This window comes from Pseudomonas beijingensis, from assembly GCF_030687295.1.
Classification (GTDB): Bacteria; Pseudomonadota; Gammaproteobacteria; order Pseudomonadales; family Pseudomonadaceae; genus Aquipseudomonas; species Aquipseudomonas beijingensis.
The window spans coordinates 5,941,290-5,957,347 of sequence record NZ_CP117425.1 but is presented as its reverse complement, the minus strand read 5'-3'; the positions used below and the strand labels follow the sequence as shown (position 1 = coordinate 5,957,347).

Annotated in this window: 10 protein-coding genes and 2 pseudogenes; 3 read left to right on the top strand and 9 right to left on the bottom strand. The window is 62.9% G+C overall.

The window, feature by feature from the left end:
- Positions 1-8 precede the first annotated feature (8 nt).
- Together PSH84_RS26485 and PSH84_RS26480 are read left to right on the top strand one after the other, a co-directional pair.
- Complete coding sequence (locus PSH84_RS26485) at positions 9-512, top strand: M48 metallopeptidase family protein (protein ID WP_305482013.1); 504 nt, start codon at positions 9-11, stop codon at positions 510-512.
- A 4-nt stretch (positions 513-516) separates the two neighbouring features.
- Entirely contained in the window at positions 517-813 is a 297-nt protein-coding gene (locus tag PSH84_RS26480) for a winged helix-turn-helix domain-containing protein (protein WP_122566585.1), read from the top strand.
- A 105-nt stretch (positions 814-918) separates the two neighbouring features.
- Here the strand turns inward: PSH84_RS26480 and PSH84_RS26475 are convergent, their stop codons facing one another.
- Positions 919-1,371 carry a GNAT family N-acetyltransferase gene (locus tag PSH84_RS26475; protein WP_122566586.1) on the bottom strand — a complete coding sequence of 151 codons (453 nt, stop codon included), beginning with the start codon at positions 1,369-1,371 and terminating at the stop codon, positions 919-921.
- Between the two features lie 260 nt (positions 1,372-1,631).
- On the opposite strand from PSH84_RS26475, the gene PSH84_RS26470 reads away from it, so the two are divergent.
- Entirely contained in the window at positions 1,632-2,369 is a 738-nt protein-coding gene (locus tag PSH84_RS26470) for a substrate-binding periplasmic protein (protein ID WP_122566587.1), read from the top strand.
- Positions 2,370-2,503: 134 nt separating this feature from the next.
- On the opposite strand, the gene yccS is transcribed toward PSH84_RS26470, so the two are convergent.
- The 8 genes and pseudogenes from yccS to betB all read right to left on the bottom strand — a co-directional run bounded on the left by yccS (position 2,504) and on the right by betB (position 16,014).
- Complete coding sequence (yccS, locus tag PSH84_RS26465; protein WP_305482012.1) at positions 2,504-4,687, bottom strand: YccS family putative transporter; 2,184 nt, start codon at positions 4,685-4,687, stop codon at positions 2,504-2,506.
- Between the two features lie 193 nt (positions 4,688-4,880).
- Positions 4,881-6,060 (bottom strand): annotated as a pseudogene (locus PSH84_RS26460) (BaiN/RdsA family NAD(P)/FAD-dependent oxidoreductase).
- Between the two features lie 185 nt (positions 6,061-6,245).
- Positions 6,246-7,609, bottom strand: a pseudogene (gene dbpA, locus PSH84_RS26455) (ATP-dependent RNA helicase DbpA).
- A gap of 251 nt (positions 7,610-7,860) precedes the next feature.
- Positions 7,861-9,288, bottom strand: coding sequence for a multidrug transporter subunit MdtD (gene mdtD / locus PSH84_RS26450; RefSeq protein WP_305482011.1), 1,428 nt, complete (start codon positions 9,286-9,288; stop codon positions 7,861-7,863).
- A 201-nt stretch (positions 9,289-9,489) separates the two neighbouring features.
- Positions 9,490-10,827 (bottom strand): TldD/PmbA family protein, encoded by a 1,338-nt coding sequence (locus PSH84_RS26445; protein WP_305482009.1) that lies wholly within the window; start codon positions 10,825-10,827, stop codon positions 9,490-9,492.
- On the bottom strand, positions 10,827-12,269 hold the full coding sequence (locus tag PSH84_RS26440) for a TldD/PmbA family protein (RefSeq protein WP_305482007.1): 1,443 nt from the start codon (positions 12,267-12,269) through the stop codon (positions 10,827-10,829). Before PSH84_RS26440 ends, PSH84_RS26445 begins: the two co-directional genes overlap by 1 nt.
- 367 nt (positions 12,270-12,636) lie before the next feature.
- A complete protein-coding gene (gene betA / locus PSH84_RS26435) occupies positions 12,637-14,340 on the bottom strand; it encodes a choline dehydrogenase (protein WP_305468730.1) in 1,704 nt (567 codons plus the stop codon).
- 201 nt (positions 14,341-14,541) lie between these two features.
- Positions 14,542-16,014, bottom strand: a complete 1,473-nt coding sequence (betB, locus tag PSH84_RS26430) for a betaine-aldehyde dehydrogenase (RefSeq protein WP_305482006.1) — start codon at positions 16,012-16,014, stop codon at positions 14,542-14,544.
- Positions 16,015-16,058: the final 44 nt, after the last annotated feature.

Here is a 16,058-nt window from a genome sequence, read left to right as displayed (position 1 = left end):
GCCCTTTGATGACCGCGCTCAAATACCTCCAGGCCTACCCCGCCGCCCTGCAAGCCCAAGTTCAGCAATTGATCGCCCAGGACCGCCTGGGCGATTACCTGCAGCAGCGCTACCCGGGTCGGCATCCGATCCAGAGCGACAAGGCCCTGTACGGTTATGCGCTGGACCTCAAGCAGCAATACCTGCGTAACGCGCCGGCCATCGACAAGGTGTTGTTCGACAGTCGCCTGGACCTGACCCACCGCGCCCTCGGCCTGCACACCGCGGTGTCGCGGGTGCAGGGCGGCAAGCTCAAGGCCAAGAAGGAAATCCGCATCGCGGCGCTGTTCAAGGACGCGGCGCCCGAGTTCCTGAAGATGATCGTGGTGCACGAGTTGGCGCACTTCAAGGAGTCGGACCACAACAAGGCCTTCTACCAGCTCTGCGAACACATGCTGCCGGGCTATCACCAACTGGAATTCGACCTGCGGGTGTACCTGATCTGGCGGGACCTGCAACCTCACAAGGACTGACTGAATGGACGTGAGCAAGACCAAGACCAGTTTCTACCGTCGCCTGTACGTGGCTTACCTGATCGACAGCGGCCTGGCCAGCAACGTCCCTGCGCTCACCGAAGCCACCGGCATGCCCCGGCGCACGGCCCAGGACACCATCGCCGCGCTGGCTGACCTGGATATCACATGTGAGTTCGAGCAAGAGGACGGCGCGCGCAACCATGCCGGGCGCTATCGGATTCGCGATTGGGGGGCGATCGATCGGGGGTGGATCGAGGGGAATTTGCAGCGGATCAAGGCGGTGCTTGAGTATCCCTGACCTGTCGGTGTCTGGGCTGGCCCTATCGCGAGCAAGCTCGCTCCCACAGTCGATCGTTGTTCACCGCAGACCCCTGTGGGAGCGAGCTTGCTCGCGATGGCGACCTCAGGGCCGATGCATGCCAATGTGCGGAATCCCATCCTCCATGTATTCCACCCCCACCACTTCAAACCCGTACCGCCCGTAGTACCCCTGCAGATGCGCCTGGGCCGACAATGAGATCGACGTGCCAGGCCAATGTTTCTCGGCCTGCTTGAGCGCTTGTTCCATCAGCGTGTGGCCCAACCCCTGGCCGCGTGCCTGAGGGGCGATGACCACGCGCCCGATCACCACGTCACTGTTTTGCGAGTGCGGGTCGAGCAAGCGCAGGTAGGCCACCAGGTGGTTGTCGTGCCAGGCCATCAGGTGACAGGTGTCGCCCTCCAGGTCCAGCCCGTCAACGTCCGGGTAGGCGCAGTTCTGCTCGACGACGAATACCTCTGCGCGCAATTTGAGGATGGCATACAGCTGTTCCTTGCTCAGGTCGCTGTGATGTTTGCAGACCCACTCGATATCCATTTTTTGAATTTCCTGAAGAACCTGATGCCGATAGTAAGCGTGCTTGGCCCGGAAGTCTCTTGCTCACGCGACCGGAAAATCTGTGACAAAGGCCAAAATGCCATCATTCCTTTGTCGCGGTGCTGTCGTCTTTGTGTAATCTTCGTGACAGCCCTGCGCAGCGGTTCCAATGAGCTAATGTTAGGACCGGGTGTCTGAGGACGCCTGTTGAGTTTCGGCTAAAAACAAACCGGGCTTTGAACCCGTCAAGGACGTTTGGCATGCCGCGATTGCATCGAGCTCTTGCATTGATCGGGTTGCTGTTGCTGAGCTACGAGGCTTGCGCACAGAAGTTGCGCCTGGTCGCCGATGCCTGGCCGCCCTTTACCGATTCCACCTTGATCAATGGCGGCCTGGCGACCGATATCGTCAGCACCGCCCTGGCGCGGGCCGGCTATGCCACGGACTTCGAACAGGTGCCCTGGGCCCGGGCGATGCTGGGTATCGGCGAGGGCCGCTATGACGTGCTGGTCAACGCCTGGTACAGCGAGGAACGGACCCATATAGGCCGGTTCTCAGCCGAATACCTGCTCAACCGCGTGCGTTTCATCAAGCGCAAGGACGAGGCGATCCAATTTGATAGCCTGCAACAGCTGCGTGCTTATCCCATCGCCGTCGTGCGCGGTTATGCCTATGCCAAGGACTTCGATGAAGACCCGAAAATGCAGAAAGTCCCGGTGCATAACTTCGCCATGGCGGTGCGCATGCTGGCTGCCGACCGTGTGAAGCTGACCCTGGAAGACGAGTTCGTCGCTCGCTATTACCTGGCCCGGGAATCGCCCAAGGTGCGCAGCGCCGTGGAGTTCCTGCCCAAGCCCTTGAGTGAAAACAGCCTGCATATCCTGGTCAGCCTGAAGAACCCGGAGCATGAGCAGATTGTGGCCGGGTTTGATCGGGAGATTGCGGCGATGAAGGCGGATGGCAGTTATGCGCGGTTATTGAAGGCGCATGGGATGTAGGGGGCCTGGACTGGCCCTATCGCGAGCAAGCTCGCTCCCACAGGGGCCTGCTGTGACACAAAGTCTGCGTACACCAACAATCCACTGTGGGAGCGAGCTTGCTCGCGATGAGGCCCATCCAAACACCACAGTCCTCAAGCCTCGCTGGTGTCCTTGATCAGATGCGCCGCCAAGGTCCGCAATGGCCCTAGCTGCCGACAGATCAACCCCAGTTGCGTCTGTACCAAACGCTGCCCCTCGTCGATCTCATCCGGCATCTGCTCAAGCTCGCTGGCCAGGGCTTCCTCTTCGTCGCTCTGGATTGCAATCGGTTGTTTGCTCGCCAGGCCCCGGGCGATTTCGTCGATGCTCGCGGCCAGTTTCACCCCGGCACCGTCGATCAATTGTTCGCGTATTTCCGCCGGCAGTTCGGTGCCCCGGTGGGCGCCCAGGCCTGAGAGGTAACTGAGCAAGGTGTGGGACAGCACCAGGAAGCGGAACCCCACATCGGCTTCTTTGCGGAAATGTCCCGGCTCCATCAGCATGTTCGCCAGTGTGGTGGACAGCGCGGCATCGGCGTTGTGGGCGTTGCGTCGGGCCAGGCGGTAGGCCAGGTCGTCGCTTTTACCGGCTGCGTATTGCTGCATGATCTGGCGCAGGTAAATGCTGTTGCAGGTCAGCGTGTTGGCCAGCACTTTGTTCAGTCGCCGACCTTGCCAGTCGGGCAGGAACAGGAAGACCGCCAGCCCGGCGATCAGGCTGCCGAGCAAGGTATCGAACAGCCGCGGCAGCAGCAGCCCATAGCCGTCGCCCACCTGGTTGAAGCAGAACAGCACCATGATGGTGATCGCCGCCGTCGCCAGGGTGTAGCGAGTGGTGCGGTTGGTAAAGAACACTACCCCGGCGGCAATGGCAAAGCACGATTGCACCAGCGGATTGGGGAACAGGTCGAACAGCGCCCAGGCCACTGTCAGGCCAATGGCGGTGCCGATGATCCGCTGGCCGAGCTTGCGCCGGGTGGCACCGTAGTTGGGTTGGCAGACGAACAGCGTGGTGAGGATGATCCAATAGCCCTGGGACGGGTGAATCATGTGCACCACGGCGTAGCCCACGCTCAGGGCCAGGGGCAAGCGCAAGGCATGCCGGAACAGCAGCGAGGTGGGTGTGAGCTGGGTGCGCAAACGCAGCCAGACGTCCTTGAGGTTGCGCGGCGAGCGGTCCAGCAGGCTGCTGTCGGTGGCGTCGGCCAGGGCGTCGGGGTTGCTCGCGTCGCTGAGCAGGCGGTCCATGGTGCCCAGGTTCACCGACAGGGCGCGCAACGAACGCAGCAAGCCGCGCCAGGCGGGGTTGCTCTGGATGCGCAGGTGTTCGAGGGACGCGTGCAGGTCGTCGAGGGCCTCGGCGAAGGTGTGGTCGTAGACGAACGGCTGACGCAGCTGGATCGACTCGGCCAACGCTTGGCAGGCCTTGCCTTGCTGGCGCAACAGGCGCTGGCAGCGGAACAGCACGTCGCTGTGGAAAAATGCCTCGGCCAGGGCGTTGTAGGGGTAGTGAGACGAGCTGGCGCGTTCGTGGATGTCCTGGGCCAGGAAGTACAGCTTCAGGTAGCGGCTGACTTTCGACCCGGGTCGGCCATTGCCGACGCGGTGCAGGATGATTTCCTTCGCGCTGTTGAGCGCGGCGACCACCCGGCCGTTTTGCTGGGCCAGTTCCAGGCGACGGGCTTCGACGTCCAGTTGGCGGATCGGCTCCAGGAGCGACGATTTGAGCTTGAGGTAGCGCCCCAGTTCGCGAAACAGCCGCGCCAGGCTTTGTTGCACAGGTTGGTTGGAAAACAATGCCTGCCACACCACCGACAGCAAGCCGTACCACGCGGCACCGACGACCAGTAGCAGGGGTTCATGCCAGAAGTCGTTGACCGCGCCGCCGCGCTGGTCCACGCCGATCATGGTGTAGACCGAAAGAATCAGCGTGCCCGAGGCGATTGCGCCATAGCGCTCACCCAGGGCGCCAAGCATGGTCAGGCCAAAGGCGGCCAGGGCCAGGGCGATGATAAACAGGACGGGGTAGGGGAACAGCAATTCCACCGACAGCGCCGCGACGGTGAAACACACCAGGGTCACGGCCAGCGCGTTGAGACGGCCTTGCCAACTGTCATCGGTCTCGGCCAGGGCGCTGGCGATGATGCCCAGGAACAAGGGGATCAGCAGTGCCATTTCATCCAGGTACCAGCACAGCCCCATGCTGCCGGTCAGGGCGATGAAGACCCGCACGCTATAACTGAACTTATCCAACGCCCAAAGGCGACGCAAAGACTGGCTAAACGAGTTCGCTGACATGAAGTGCACGGGCCTGACGGGCAATGACGCTAAATTGAGGCAGTAATGACGCTGACGCAATGGCGGCGATCACATCTGACAGCAAAAAGTGTTCCTTCACGTGTGAATGCGATTCAGAAAACACCATAGCCCACTGTGGGAGCGAGCAAGCTCGCTCCCACAGGATTATTGTCCACACTCGAATTGTGTTGGCTCAGACGTATTGCGCCGCCGCATAGCCCGAAGCCCAGGCCCACTGGAAGTTGAACCCGCCCAGGTGCCCGGTGACGTCCAGCACTTCGCCGATGAAATACAGGCCAGGGCTTTTCAATGATTCCATGGTCTTGGACGAGACTTCCCGGGTGTCGACGCCGCCGAGGGTGACTTCGGCGGTGCGGTAGCCTTCGGTGCCAGCGGGGACGACGTTCCAGCTCGCCAGTTTCTCGGCGATGTCCGCCAGCTCCGCGTGGGTGTACTGCTTCATGGGTTTGGAGACGAACCAGGTGTCGGCCAGCAGGTTGGCCATCTTCTTGGTGAACAACTCGCCCAGCAGAGTCTTGAGTTCGCTGTTGGGGCGTTCGGCCTGTTGCTGCTGCAGCCATTGCGGCACGTCGTGGTCAGGCAACAGGTTGATCTGCACCGTGTCCCCCGGTTCCCAGAACGAGGAAATCTGCAGGATCGCCGGACCGCTCAGGCCGCGATGGGTGAACAGGATGTTCTCGCGAAAACTCTGGTCGTTGCAGCTCACCAGGCAATCGACCGAGGTGCCCGACAGTTCGGTGCACAGGGCCTTGAGCTGATCGGTGATGGTGAACGGCACCAGCCCGGCGCGGGTCGGCAGCAGCGCATGGCCAAACTGTTTCGCCACCTGATAACCGAAGCCGGTCGCCCCCAGGGTCGGGATCGACAGCCCGCCGGTGGCGATCACCAGGGACTGGCAGACGGTGGCGCCGAGGGTGGTTTGCAGCAGGTAGCCGCCGTCGGTTTTTTCGATCTGCGTGATCGACGTGTCCAGGTGCAGGCTGACGCCGGCCTGGTCGCATTCATCCAACAGCAGGCCGAGGATGTCGCTGGACTTGTTATCGCAGAACAACTGGCCGAGCTTTTTCTCGTGATAGGGCACGCCGTGCTTGGCCACCAGCGCAATGAAATCCCACTGGGGTATAGCGGGCCAGGGCCGATTTGCAGAAGTGCGGGTTCTGCGAGAGGAAATTGCTCGGTTCGGTGTACATGTTGGTGAAATTGCAACGCCCACCGCCGGACATGAGGATTTTCTTGCCGGCCTTGTTGGCGTGGTCCAGCAGCATCACCTGCCGCCCGCGCGCGGCCGCGGTCAGCGCACACATCAACCCTGCGGCGCCAGCGCCAATGATCACGACTTCGGTAGAGCGCAAAACGGTGTCCTCTCACAAATTCTAATTTCACCGAAAACCACTGTGGGAGCGGGCTTTGTGGGAGCAAAGCTTGCTCGCGATCCAGGCGCTGCGGTCCTCAAGAGACCGCGGCGTTTTCATCGCGGGCAAGCCTTGCTCCCACACAGCTCGCTCCCACAGTTTGATCTGTTTGTCAGGCGATTGGATTACAGGATCCGCACCCGCAACGAGCGGCCCTTGATCTTGCCATCGTTCAGGCGTTGCAGGGCCTGTTTGGCGATGCCGCGTTCCACGGCCACGTAGGCCTGGAAATCGAAGATCGCGATCTTGCCGACCTGGGCGCCGGGGATGCCGGCTTCGCCGGTCAGGGCGCCGAGGATGTCGCCGGGGCGCACCTTGTCCTTGCGCCCGGCGCCGATGCACAGGGTGCTCATGGCCGGTAGCAGCGGGCCGCCGCCCTGGGACTTGAGGTTGTCCAGTTGGTCCCAGCTCAGTGGCGACTTCTGCAGTTGCTCGATGGCCTGGGCGCGGTGGGCTTCGGACGGCGCCACCAGGCTGATGGCGATGCCTTTCTCACCAGCGCGACCGGTGCGGCCGACGCGGTGGATGTGGATTTCCGAGTCCCGGGCCAGTTCGACATTGATCACCATGTCCAGGGCGTCGATGTCCAGGCCACGGGCCGCGACGTCGGTGGCCACCAGCACCGAGGTGCTGCGGTTGGCGAACATCGCCAGTACCTGATCGCGGTCGCGCTGTTCCAGGTCGCCGTGCAGGCCGACGGCCGAGATGCCTTTGGACGTCAGGTGATCGACGGTTTCCTGGACCTGCTGCTTGGTGAAGCAGAACGCCACGCAGGAGGCCGGGCGGAAATGCGCCAGCACCTTGACCACCGCGTCCATGCGCTCCTCGGGGGAGATCTCGTAGAAGCGCTGCTCGATCTGTGCGTCGGAGTGAAACGCCTCGGCTTTCACTTGCTGGGGGTTGCGCATGAACTTGGACGACAGTTGCTTGATCCCCACCGGGTAGGTGGCGGAGAACAGCAGCGTCTGGCGGCGCGTCGGGATGTCGAGATGGCGTCGGAGCCCATCGCGCGGTCGGCTTCGTCGAGGATCAGCGTGTTGAGGCCGTCGAGCACCAGCGAACCCTTGCGCAGGTGCTGCTGGATGCGCCCCGGCGTGCCGACGATGATGTGGGCGCCGTGTTCGAGGGAAGCGATCTGCGGGCCGAAGGACACGCCGCCGCACAGGGTCAGGACCTTGATGTTGTCTTCGGCGCGGGCCAGGCGACGGATTTCCTTGGCGACCTGGTCGGCCAGCTCGCGGGTCGGGCACATCACCAGTGCCTGGCAGCCGAAGAAGCGCGGGTTGATCGGGTTCAGCAGGCCAATGCCGAAGGCGGCGGTTTTGCCGCTGCCGGTCTTGGCCTGGGCGATCAGGTCCATGCCCTTGAGGATCACCGGCAAGCTTTGCGCCTGGATCGGCGTCATTTGGGCATAACCGAGTGATTCGAGGTTAGCCAGCATGGCGGCGGACAGCGGCAAAGTATTAAAAGCGGTGGCAATGGTGGTCACGGGACTGGCCTGCAAAACAAAATGTCGCGCAGTGTAGCAGCCTCGTGCCACTTTCTTCGAAAGTTCTGGACGAGCTGTGGGGGCAGGGCCTGCCCTGGGGGGGCGGGCAATTCCAGAAACGTTGGGAGCTCTGGAGCTGTGGGAGCAAAGCTTGCTCGCGATGCAGGCGGCGCATTTCCACCAGGAAAACCGAGTCGCCTGTATCGCGGGCAAGCCTTGCTCCCACAAAAATCTGCACACCACGAAGCGACCTAGTGCTCGATATGCTCATCCGGCCGCTTGACCCGCCGCCCATCCTGCTTCGACAACTGGGAAAAAATCGTCGCCGCCAGCATCGCCATGACTCCCACCGTCACGAACGTCAGTTGGAACGCCCCCAGCACCGTCTCGACCCCATCGTTGCCAACCTGGGCCGTGAAGCCGCCGAGCAGGGCGCCGGCGCAGGCCACACCGAGGCTCAGGGACAGTTGCGCGACCACCGACAACAGGCTGTTGCCGCTGCTGGCGCTGGCGTCGTCCAGGTCGATCAGGGTCACGGTGTTCATCGCGGTGAATTGCAGCGAGTTGATCGCCCCCAGCACTGCCAGTTGCGCCAGCAGCAGCCAGTACGGCGTCTGTTCGCTGACCAGGCCCATGCTCGCCAGCATCACGCCCAGGGCCAGGGTGTTGCCGGTCAACACGGTGCGGTAGCCAAAGCGCTCGATCAATGGCCGGGCCACGGACTTGGCGACCATGGCCGCCGCCGCCAGGGGCAGCATGCTCATGCCGGCCTGGGAGGGCGAGTAACCCAGGGCCACTTGCAGCAGCAACGGCACCAGAAACGGCAGGGCGCCGCTGCCCAGGCGGGCGAACAGGTTACCGAGGATGCCCACGGCGAAGGTCCGGGTCTTGAACAGCGACGGTGCGAACAGCGGGTTCTCGATATGCCCGGCTCGCAGCCAATAAGCCGCCAGGCAGGCCATGCCGCCGAACAGCAGCAACATCACCCGTAAGTGTGGCAGGTGCAGTTCACCGAGGCCTTCCATGGCAATGGTGATCAACACCATTGCCGCGCCGAACAGCAAAAAGCCCAGGCCATCGAACCGCGTGCGCTCGCTGCCGCGCAGGTCGGGGATGAACTTCCATACCGCATAACAGCCAATCACGCCCACCGGCAGATTGATCAGGAAGATCCAGTGCCAGGTCAGGTACTCCACCATCCAGCCGCCCATGGTCGGGCCGATCAGCGGGCCGAGCAGGCCGGGAATGGTGATGAAGCCCATGATCCGCACCAGTTCCGAACGCGGGTAGGCCCGCAGTACCACCAGCCTGCCGACCGGTATCATCAGCGCACCGCCCAGGCCCTGGATCACCCGCGCACCGATCAGCATGCCCAACGAATGGGACAAGGCGCACAGCAGCGAGCCGAAGCTGAACAGCAGGATCGCCCCAAAGAAAATCTTCTTGGTGCCGAAGCGGTCGGCGATCCAGCCCGAGGCCGGGATCAGCAGCGCCACGGTGAGCATGTAGGCAATGATCACGCCCTGCATGCGCAACGGGTTCTCCGCCAGGTCACTGGCCATGGCGGGCAGGGCGGTGTTGAGGATGGTCCCGTCAAGGGACTGCATGAAGAAGGCAATCGCCACCACCCATGGAAGCCAGCGGGCGGTGACGGCGTCGAGCGGGGCGCGGTTGGGCATGGGACCTCTTGTATGACACGTTGATCAAGTGCGAACGCCGTTGTGGCGAGGGGATTTATCCCCGCTGGGCTGCGAAGCAGCCCCAGAGCGATTACCTCGCTGAGTCAGGCTGAACTCAGTCATCCTTTGGGGTTGCTTCGCAACCCAACGGGGATAAATCCCCTCGCCACAAGTAATCTCCTTCACAGGCTTGCGTTAGGGCTACAGGGTCAAGGTCAACCGCTTGACCAGCGCCCCCGGCAGCAACATCGAGGCCGTGGCCCGCCGGCTGTAGGTGCTGCCCGAGAGCAGAAGTTCCCGCTCCCGGGTCAGGCTTTCGAGTTGCGAGCCGAGCAGGCTGTAGACGCTGTCGTCGAAACGCATGGTACTGACCGGCGCGACGATCTGGCCATTCTCGACCCAGAACGTGGCGAAGCGGGTCATGCCGGTCAGGCGCGCCGCCGGTTGGTCCGAGTAGTTCAGGTACCAGAGGTTGCTGATGTACAGCCCGGTGCCCAGTGCTTCGAGGATGTACTTCTGCTCCAACTGCCCGCCCTGCATGTCCAGCGCCGTGGGGTATTCGTAGCTGCTGGCGCCATTGGCCGCGAGGCCGTATTCGGCGGCGCTGCGGGAGTTGATCAATTGCGCATTGGCCGTGCCTTTGGTGATCAGCCCCAGGTCATCGCGGGGATAACCTTCGTCGGAAAAGGCCGGGCTCAAGGAACCGCTGACCTGCTCGCTCAGCCACACGTTGGGGCTGAAGTGGGCTTCGCCGGCGTAGAACTTCTGCAACGGGCTCTGTTTGCTGGCAATGGCCTGGGCTGAAAACCCGCCCCAACTGAGCATGTCGATGATCTCTTCCAGGGCGGCCGGTGCCAGGTAGGCGCGGTATTCGCCGGGTGGCAACGTGCGCAGCGGGCGGCCGAGAAATTCCAGTTGCTCGCGGGCCTGTTCGAAGCGCTGGGCAAACCCGTCACTGCTCCATTCATGCCCGGCGTAGCGGGCTTTCACCGCTTGGCCATTCTCATGGAACAGGCTGAAATCGAAGTTGAAGCTGTTGGCCTGATGCCAGCCGAACGCGCCCGAAGAACTGGCGAAACCTCGGCTGATGGGCCCGGCAGCGTAGAAGCCCACCAGGTCGAGGCCTTCGGCGGCGCGGGTGATTTCCGCCACGGCCTGTTCGGTGTCCGGCAGCGGATGGTCCTGCACGTTGTGGCTCTGCCAGTGTTCGGGGTTGAGTAGCAGGTAAGGATCGGCGGGCAGCAGCGGCAAGGTTTCGCGCAACTGCTGCAGGCCTTCGGCCAGACGTTGCAGGTCGGTCTCGGGGTCGCCGGACAAGGTGATCTGCAGATCGGCGTGGCGGCCGTCGTCGATCAGTTTGAAAGTGACGTTGGCCTGTTGCACCTGTCCGGCCTGGCGGACCTTGCCGTGGTTGAAACGCACGAAGGCCGAGGACTCGGCGGCGTAGCCGAGGGTGAACTGTTCAGACTCACGAAGGGCATCGCGCAGCCAGTCGACCAACACCTTGAACGCCCCGGCCTGATTATTGACAGTGCTCATCAGGCATCTCCCCCAAACACATCAACGTTGCTGAACACACAAGCCGGCGAGGCATGGCCGACGCGGATGACCTGGTTCGGTTCGCCCTTGCCGCAGTTCGGCGTGCCCAAAACCTGGAGGGTACTGGCATCGCCCACGGCGCGCAGACTCTTCCAGAACTGCGCGGAAATGCCCCGGTAGTTGGGGTTCTTCACCACGCCCTTGAGCTCGCCGTTCTCGATCAATTGGCCCCACTCGCAGCCGAACTGGAATTTGTTGCGGGCGTCATCGATGGACCAGGAGCGGTTGGTGCGCATCAGCACACCGTGCTCGATGCCCTGGATCAGTTGTTCCAGGGACTGGTCACCGGGTTCGATGTTCAGGTTCGCCATGCGGTCGATGGGCGGGCGGTTCCAGCCGCAGGCGCGGCTGTTGGCGACACCGTCAAGGCCTGCGCGGAACTGCGACAGCGCCCCGCCCAGTGGACGCAGCAACAGACCTTCGCGAATCAGGAACTGTTTGCTGGCGGCGCTGCCGTCGTCGTCATGGCTGTAGCTCGCCAGCTCTTCGGGAATGTCCGGGTCGAAGGTCACGTTCAACAGGCTGGAGCCATATTGCAGGTGGCCGAAATCGTTGGCCTTGACGAAGCTGGTGCCGGCGTAATTGCGCTCGTCCCCGAGGATGCGGTCCAGTTCCAGCGGATGGCCGATGGACTCATGGATCTGCAGCATCATCTGGTCGGGCATCAGCAGCAGGTCGCGGGGGCCTTGCGGCGTGTTCGGCGCCATCAGCAACTGCAAGGCCTGGTCGGCGATTTTTTTCCCGGCACCGATCAGGCCACAGCGGCTGATCACGTCGAAGCCGCCTTGCTGGCCGAAATTTTCCCGGCCCAGGGTGCGGGTCTGGCTGTCGTTACCGTCGAAGGCGGTGACTTCCAGGGCCGGGTAGATGAAGCGTTGGGCCTGGCGCAGTTCAGCGCCGGCACTGTTGAGGTAGATCTGCTCGACCTGGGTCAGGCCAATGCTGGCCTGCCAGTTCACCAGGCGCTCGTCCTGAGGCACCGCGGCCGATTCGTCGCCGAGCAATTGGTAGCAATCGCTCAGGGGCGGGAAGGCCTGGTCGAAATGCGGCGAGAAGTAATCGGCGCGGTCGCTGGACACGGCTTGTTCGCGCAGGTCGAGCAGGGCATGGGGCTTGAGCAGGCGAGCGTGTTGCTCGGCGCGTTCCAGTGCCGCTTGCAGGCCGGCCTGGGACAGGTCGTTGGTGGCGGCATACGCTTCGACCCCGTTGACCCGCGCGGTGAGCATCGCACCTTCGTCACGGTTCAGGCTGGGCGGTTCGGCGACGTTTTTGCGCACCGACAAATGCTGGCCGGATTCGCGCACGTAACGCAGGGAAAAGAATTCAGCGTCCGTGCGCAAGGCAGCAAAACGCTCCTTGAGCCGGGGGTAAAAGTCGAACATGAAACCTCCTTGTCTGAGTGGCGATGCAGCGAGGTGCGGCGTGTCGACGCGGTGGCTCTAGAGTAGGCCTGGGGCGGGGGAGGGATCAAGGTGGGAAGGAATCAAGGCGTGTCAGGTTGGACGCCATCGCGAGCAAGCTCGCTCCCACAGTGGAACTTTGGTGGGCACAAAGTTTGTGTCCACCACCAATCCCTTGTGGGAGCGGGCTTGCTCGCGATGGCGGTGTGGCAGTCAGCGAAGAAGTTGGATGTGCAGGCCTCATCGCGAGCAAGCTCGCTCCCACATTGGATCTTTGGTGGGCACAAAGTTTGTGTCCACCACCAATCCCCTGTGGGAGCGAGCTTGCTCGCGATGGCGGTGTGGCGCCTTACTGGGCTGTAGGCCCCACTTCACGCAACGGCTTGCCGCGCACTGGCGCGTCGCCGGCCACGTAGTACGGTGCGGTGCTGCGTGGCAGGGGCTTGCGGCCGCGGATCTTGTCGGCGATTTTCTCGGCGATCATGATCGTCGGCGCGTTCAGGTTGCCGGTGGTGATGATCGGCATGATCGAGGCATCCACCACGCGCAGCCCTTGCATGCCATGCACGCGGCCTTCGCCGTCTACCACGGCCATGTCGTCGGTGCCCATCTTGCACGAGCAGGACGGGTGGAACGCGGTTTCGGCGTGCTCGCGGATGAACTGGTCCAACTGCTCGTCCGTTTGCACGTCGATGCCTGGGCTGATCTCACGACCACGGAACGGATCGAGCGCCGGCTGCTGCATGATCTCGCGGGTCAGGCGGATGCCGTCGCGAAATTCCTGCCAGTCCTGCTCGGTGGCCATGTAGTTGAACAGGATGCTCGGGTGCTGGCGCGGGTCCTTGGACTTGGCCTGGATCCGCCCACGGCTCGGCGAACGCATAGAGCCCATGTGCGCCTGGAAACCGTGTTCCTTCACGCCGTTGCTGCCGTTGTAGTTAATCGCCACCGGCAAAAAGTGGTACTGGATGTTCGGCCAATCGAAATCCGGACGGGTACGGATGAAACCGCCGGCCTCGAACTGGTTGCTGGCGCCGATGCCGGTGCCGTTGAACAGCCATTCGGCACCGATGGCCGGCTGGTTGTACCAGAGCAACGACGGGTACAGCGAGACCGGTTGGGTGCAGGCGTATTGCAGGTACAGCTCGAGGTGATCCTGCAGGTTTTCGCCGACGCCCGGCAGGTCGTGGACCACCGGGATGTCGAGGCTTTCCAGCAGCTTGGCCGGGCCGACGCCGGAGCGCTGCAGGATCTGTGGCGAGGCGATGGCGCCGGAACACAGCAGCACTTCCTTGCGCGCCCGGGCTTCGACACGCTCTTCAGCGGCGCCCACTAGATAACGCACGCCGACCGCGCGTTTGCCTTCGAAGATGATCTTGTCGGTCAGGGCGTGAGTGACGATGGTCAGGGTCGAGCGCTTCTTGGCGACGTCCAGGTAACCGCGCGCGGTGCTGGCGCGACGGCCGTTGGGCGTGACAGTCCGGTCCATCGGGCCGAAACCTTCCTGCTGGTAGCCGTTGAGGTCTTCGGTACGCGGGTAACCGGCCTGCACGCCGGCCTCGACCATGGCGTGGAACAACGGGTTGTTGCCCGCCTTGGGCGTGGTCACGCTGACCGGGCCGTCACCGCCGTGGTAGTCGTTCGGGCCGATGTCCCGGGTTTCGGCTTTACGGAAATACGGCAGGCAATCCAGGTAGGTCCAGTCTTCCAGACCCGGCAGCTTGGCCCAGTTGTCATAATCCAGGGCGTTGCCGCGGATGTAGCACATGCCATTGATCAGCGAAGAACCGCCCAGGCCCTTGCCGCGACCGCATTCCATGCGGCGGCCGTTCATGTGCGGCTCCGGATCGGTCTCGTAGGCCCAGTTGTAGCGCCGGCCTTGCAGCGGGAACGCCAGGGCGGCGGGCATTTGCGTGCGAAAGTCCAGGCGATAGTCCGGGCCGCCGGCTTCGAGCAGCAGGACGGTGACGCCTTCGTCTTCGGTCAGGCGAGTGGCCAGGGTGTTACCGGCCGAGCCGGCACCGATGATGATGTAATCGAATTCTTGGGACATGAAATGCACCCTCTTGTTGAATTGGGTTCAGGTCTCGGTCGCCTGTGGCGAGGGGATTTATCCCCGTCCGACTGCGCAGCAGTCGTAAATCAGCGACTGGGTTTGTCTGAAGAATGAGGGGCCTTGAGAGGGGCCGCTACGCAGCCCCACGGGGATAAATCCCCTCGCCACAACAGCGTTCACTCAAGGCCTCATGTCAGATCAGAACACCGACGTGTAATCGCCCAACTCGACCTGTACCGATTTGATGCGGGTGAAGTTGTTCAGCGAACTGATCCCGTTCTCACGGCCCACGCCCGATTGCTTGTAGCCGCCAACCGGCATTTCAGCCGCCGATTCACCCCAGGCGTTGATCCAGCAGATGCCGGCTTCGAGCTGGTGGATTACGCGGTGGGCGCGGTTCAGGTCGCGGGTCACGACGCCGGCGGCCAGGCCGAAGTCGGTGTCGTTGGCGCGGCGGATCACTTCTTCTTCCGTTTCGTAGGTGAGGAGGCTCATCACCGGGCCGAAGATTTCTTCACGCACGATGGTCATCTCATCGGTGCAATCGGTGAACACGGTCGGGGCGACGAACGCGCCCTTGGCGAATTCGCCGTCGGTCAGGCGACTACCACCGCACAACAGGCGCGCGCCTTCGGCTTTGCCTTTCTCGATGTAGCCCAGCACGCTTTCCATGTGGGCGAAGCTCACCAATGGACCGAAATTGGTGTTTTCGTCCTCTGGGTTGCCGACGCGGATGCGCGCCACGCGTTCGGCGATCTTGGCTTCGAAGGCGGCCTTGAGGTGGCTCGGCACGAACACGCGGGTGCCGTTGGTGCAAACCTGGCCGGAGCTGTAGAAGTTGGCCATCATCGCGGTGTCAGCGGCGCGATCCAGGTCGGCGTCGTCGAAAATGATCAGCGGCGACTTGCCGCCCAGCTCCATGGTCACGTCCTTGAGCGAAGAGCTCGAGGCGCTGGCCATGACTTTCTTGCCGGTGTCGGTGCCGCCGGTGAAGGAGATTTTTTCGATGCGCGGGTGCTCGGTCAGCCAGGTGCCGACTTCACGGCCGCTGCCGGTCAATACGTTGAACACACCCGCTGGAACGCCGGCCTCGGTGTAGATCTCGGCCAGTTTCAGGGTGGTCAGCGAGGTGACTTCGCTCGGCTTGAAGATCATCGCGTTACCGGCGGCCAGGGCCGGTGCGGATTTCCACAGGGCGATCTGGATCGGGTAGTTCCACGCGCCGATACCGGCCACCACGCCCAGGGGCTCGCGACGGGTGTAGACGAATGACGTGGTGCGCAACGGAACCTGCTCGCCTTCGATGGCGGGCACCAGGCCGGCATAGTATTCCAGCACGTCGGCGCCGGTGACGATGTCGACGTATTTGGTTTCGGAATAGGCTTTGCCAGTGTCGAGGGTTTCCAGGGCGGCCAGTTCATCGTTGCGCTCGCGCAGGATATCCACGGCGCGGCGCAGGATGCGCGAACGCTGCATGGCGGTCATGGCGGCCCAGACTTTCTGGCCCTTTTCGGCGCTGACCACGGCGCGCTCCACGTCCTCGAACGTGGCGCGCTGCACCAGGGCGAGTACTTCACCGTTGGCCGGGTTGATGGCTTCGAAAGTGGCGTCGCCGCTGGCATCGCTGTACGCGCCATCGATGTAGAGTTTTTGCAGTTCGAAACGGGCCATAAAGTCCTCGCAAGTGCATGAGTGGTTGGCTGCCCACCGAGCGT

What these genes read in the sequence shown, in the direction of transcription:
- PSH84_RS26485 (WP_305482013.1), top strand. Translation starts at nt 9, where the DNA reads ATGACCGCGCTCAAATACCTCCAGGCCTACCCCGCCGCCCTGCAAGCC.
- PSH84_RS26470 (WP_122566587.1), top strand. Translation starts at nt 1,632, where the DNA reads ATGCCGCGATTGCATCGAGCTCTTGCATTGATCGGGTTGCTGTTGCTG.
- yccS (WP_305482012.1), bottom strand. Translation starts at nt 4,687, where the DNA reads ATGTCAGCGAACTCGTTTAGCCAGTCTTTGCGTCGCCTTTGGGCGTTG.
- PSH84_RS26475 (WP_122566586.1), bottom strand. Translation starts at nt 1,371, where the DNA reads ATGGATATCGAGTGGGTCTGCAAACATCACAGCGACCTGAGCAAGGAA.
- PSH84_RS26445 (WP_305482009.1), bottom strand. Translation starts at nt 10,827, where the DNA reads ATGAGCACTGTCAATAATCAGGCCGGGGCGTTCAAGGTGTTGGTCGAC.
- PSH84_RS26480 (WP_122566585.1), top strand. Translation starts at nt 517, where the DNA reads ATGGACGTGAGCAAGACCAAGACCAGTTTCTACCGTCGCCTGTACGTG.
- mdtD (WP_305482011.1), bottom strand. Translation starts at nt 9,288, where the DNA reads ATGCCCAACCGCGCCCCGCTCGACGCCGTCACCGCCCGCTGGCTTCCA.
- betA (WP_305468730.1), bottom strand. Translation starts at nt 14,340, where the DNA reads ATGTCCCAAGAATTCGATTACATCATCATCGGTGCCGGCTCGGCCGGT.
- PSH84_RS26440 (WP_305482007.1), bottom strand. Translation starts at nt 12,269, where the DNA reads ATGTTCGACTTTTACCCCCGGCTCAAGGAGCGTTTTGCTGCCTTGCGC.
- betB (WP_305482006.1), bottom strand. Translation starts at nt 16,014, where the DNA reads ATGGCCCGTTTCGAACTGCAAAAACTCTACATCGATGGCGCGTACAGC.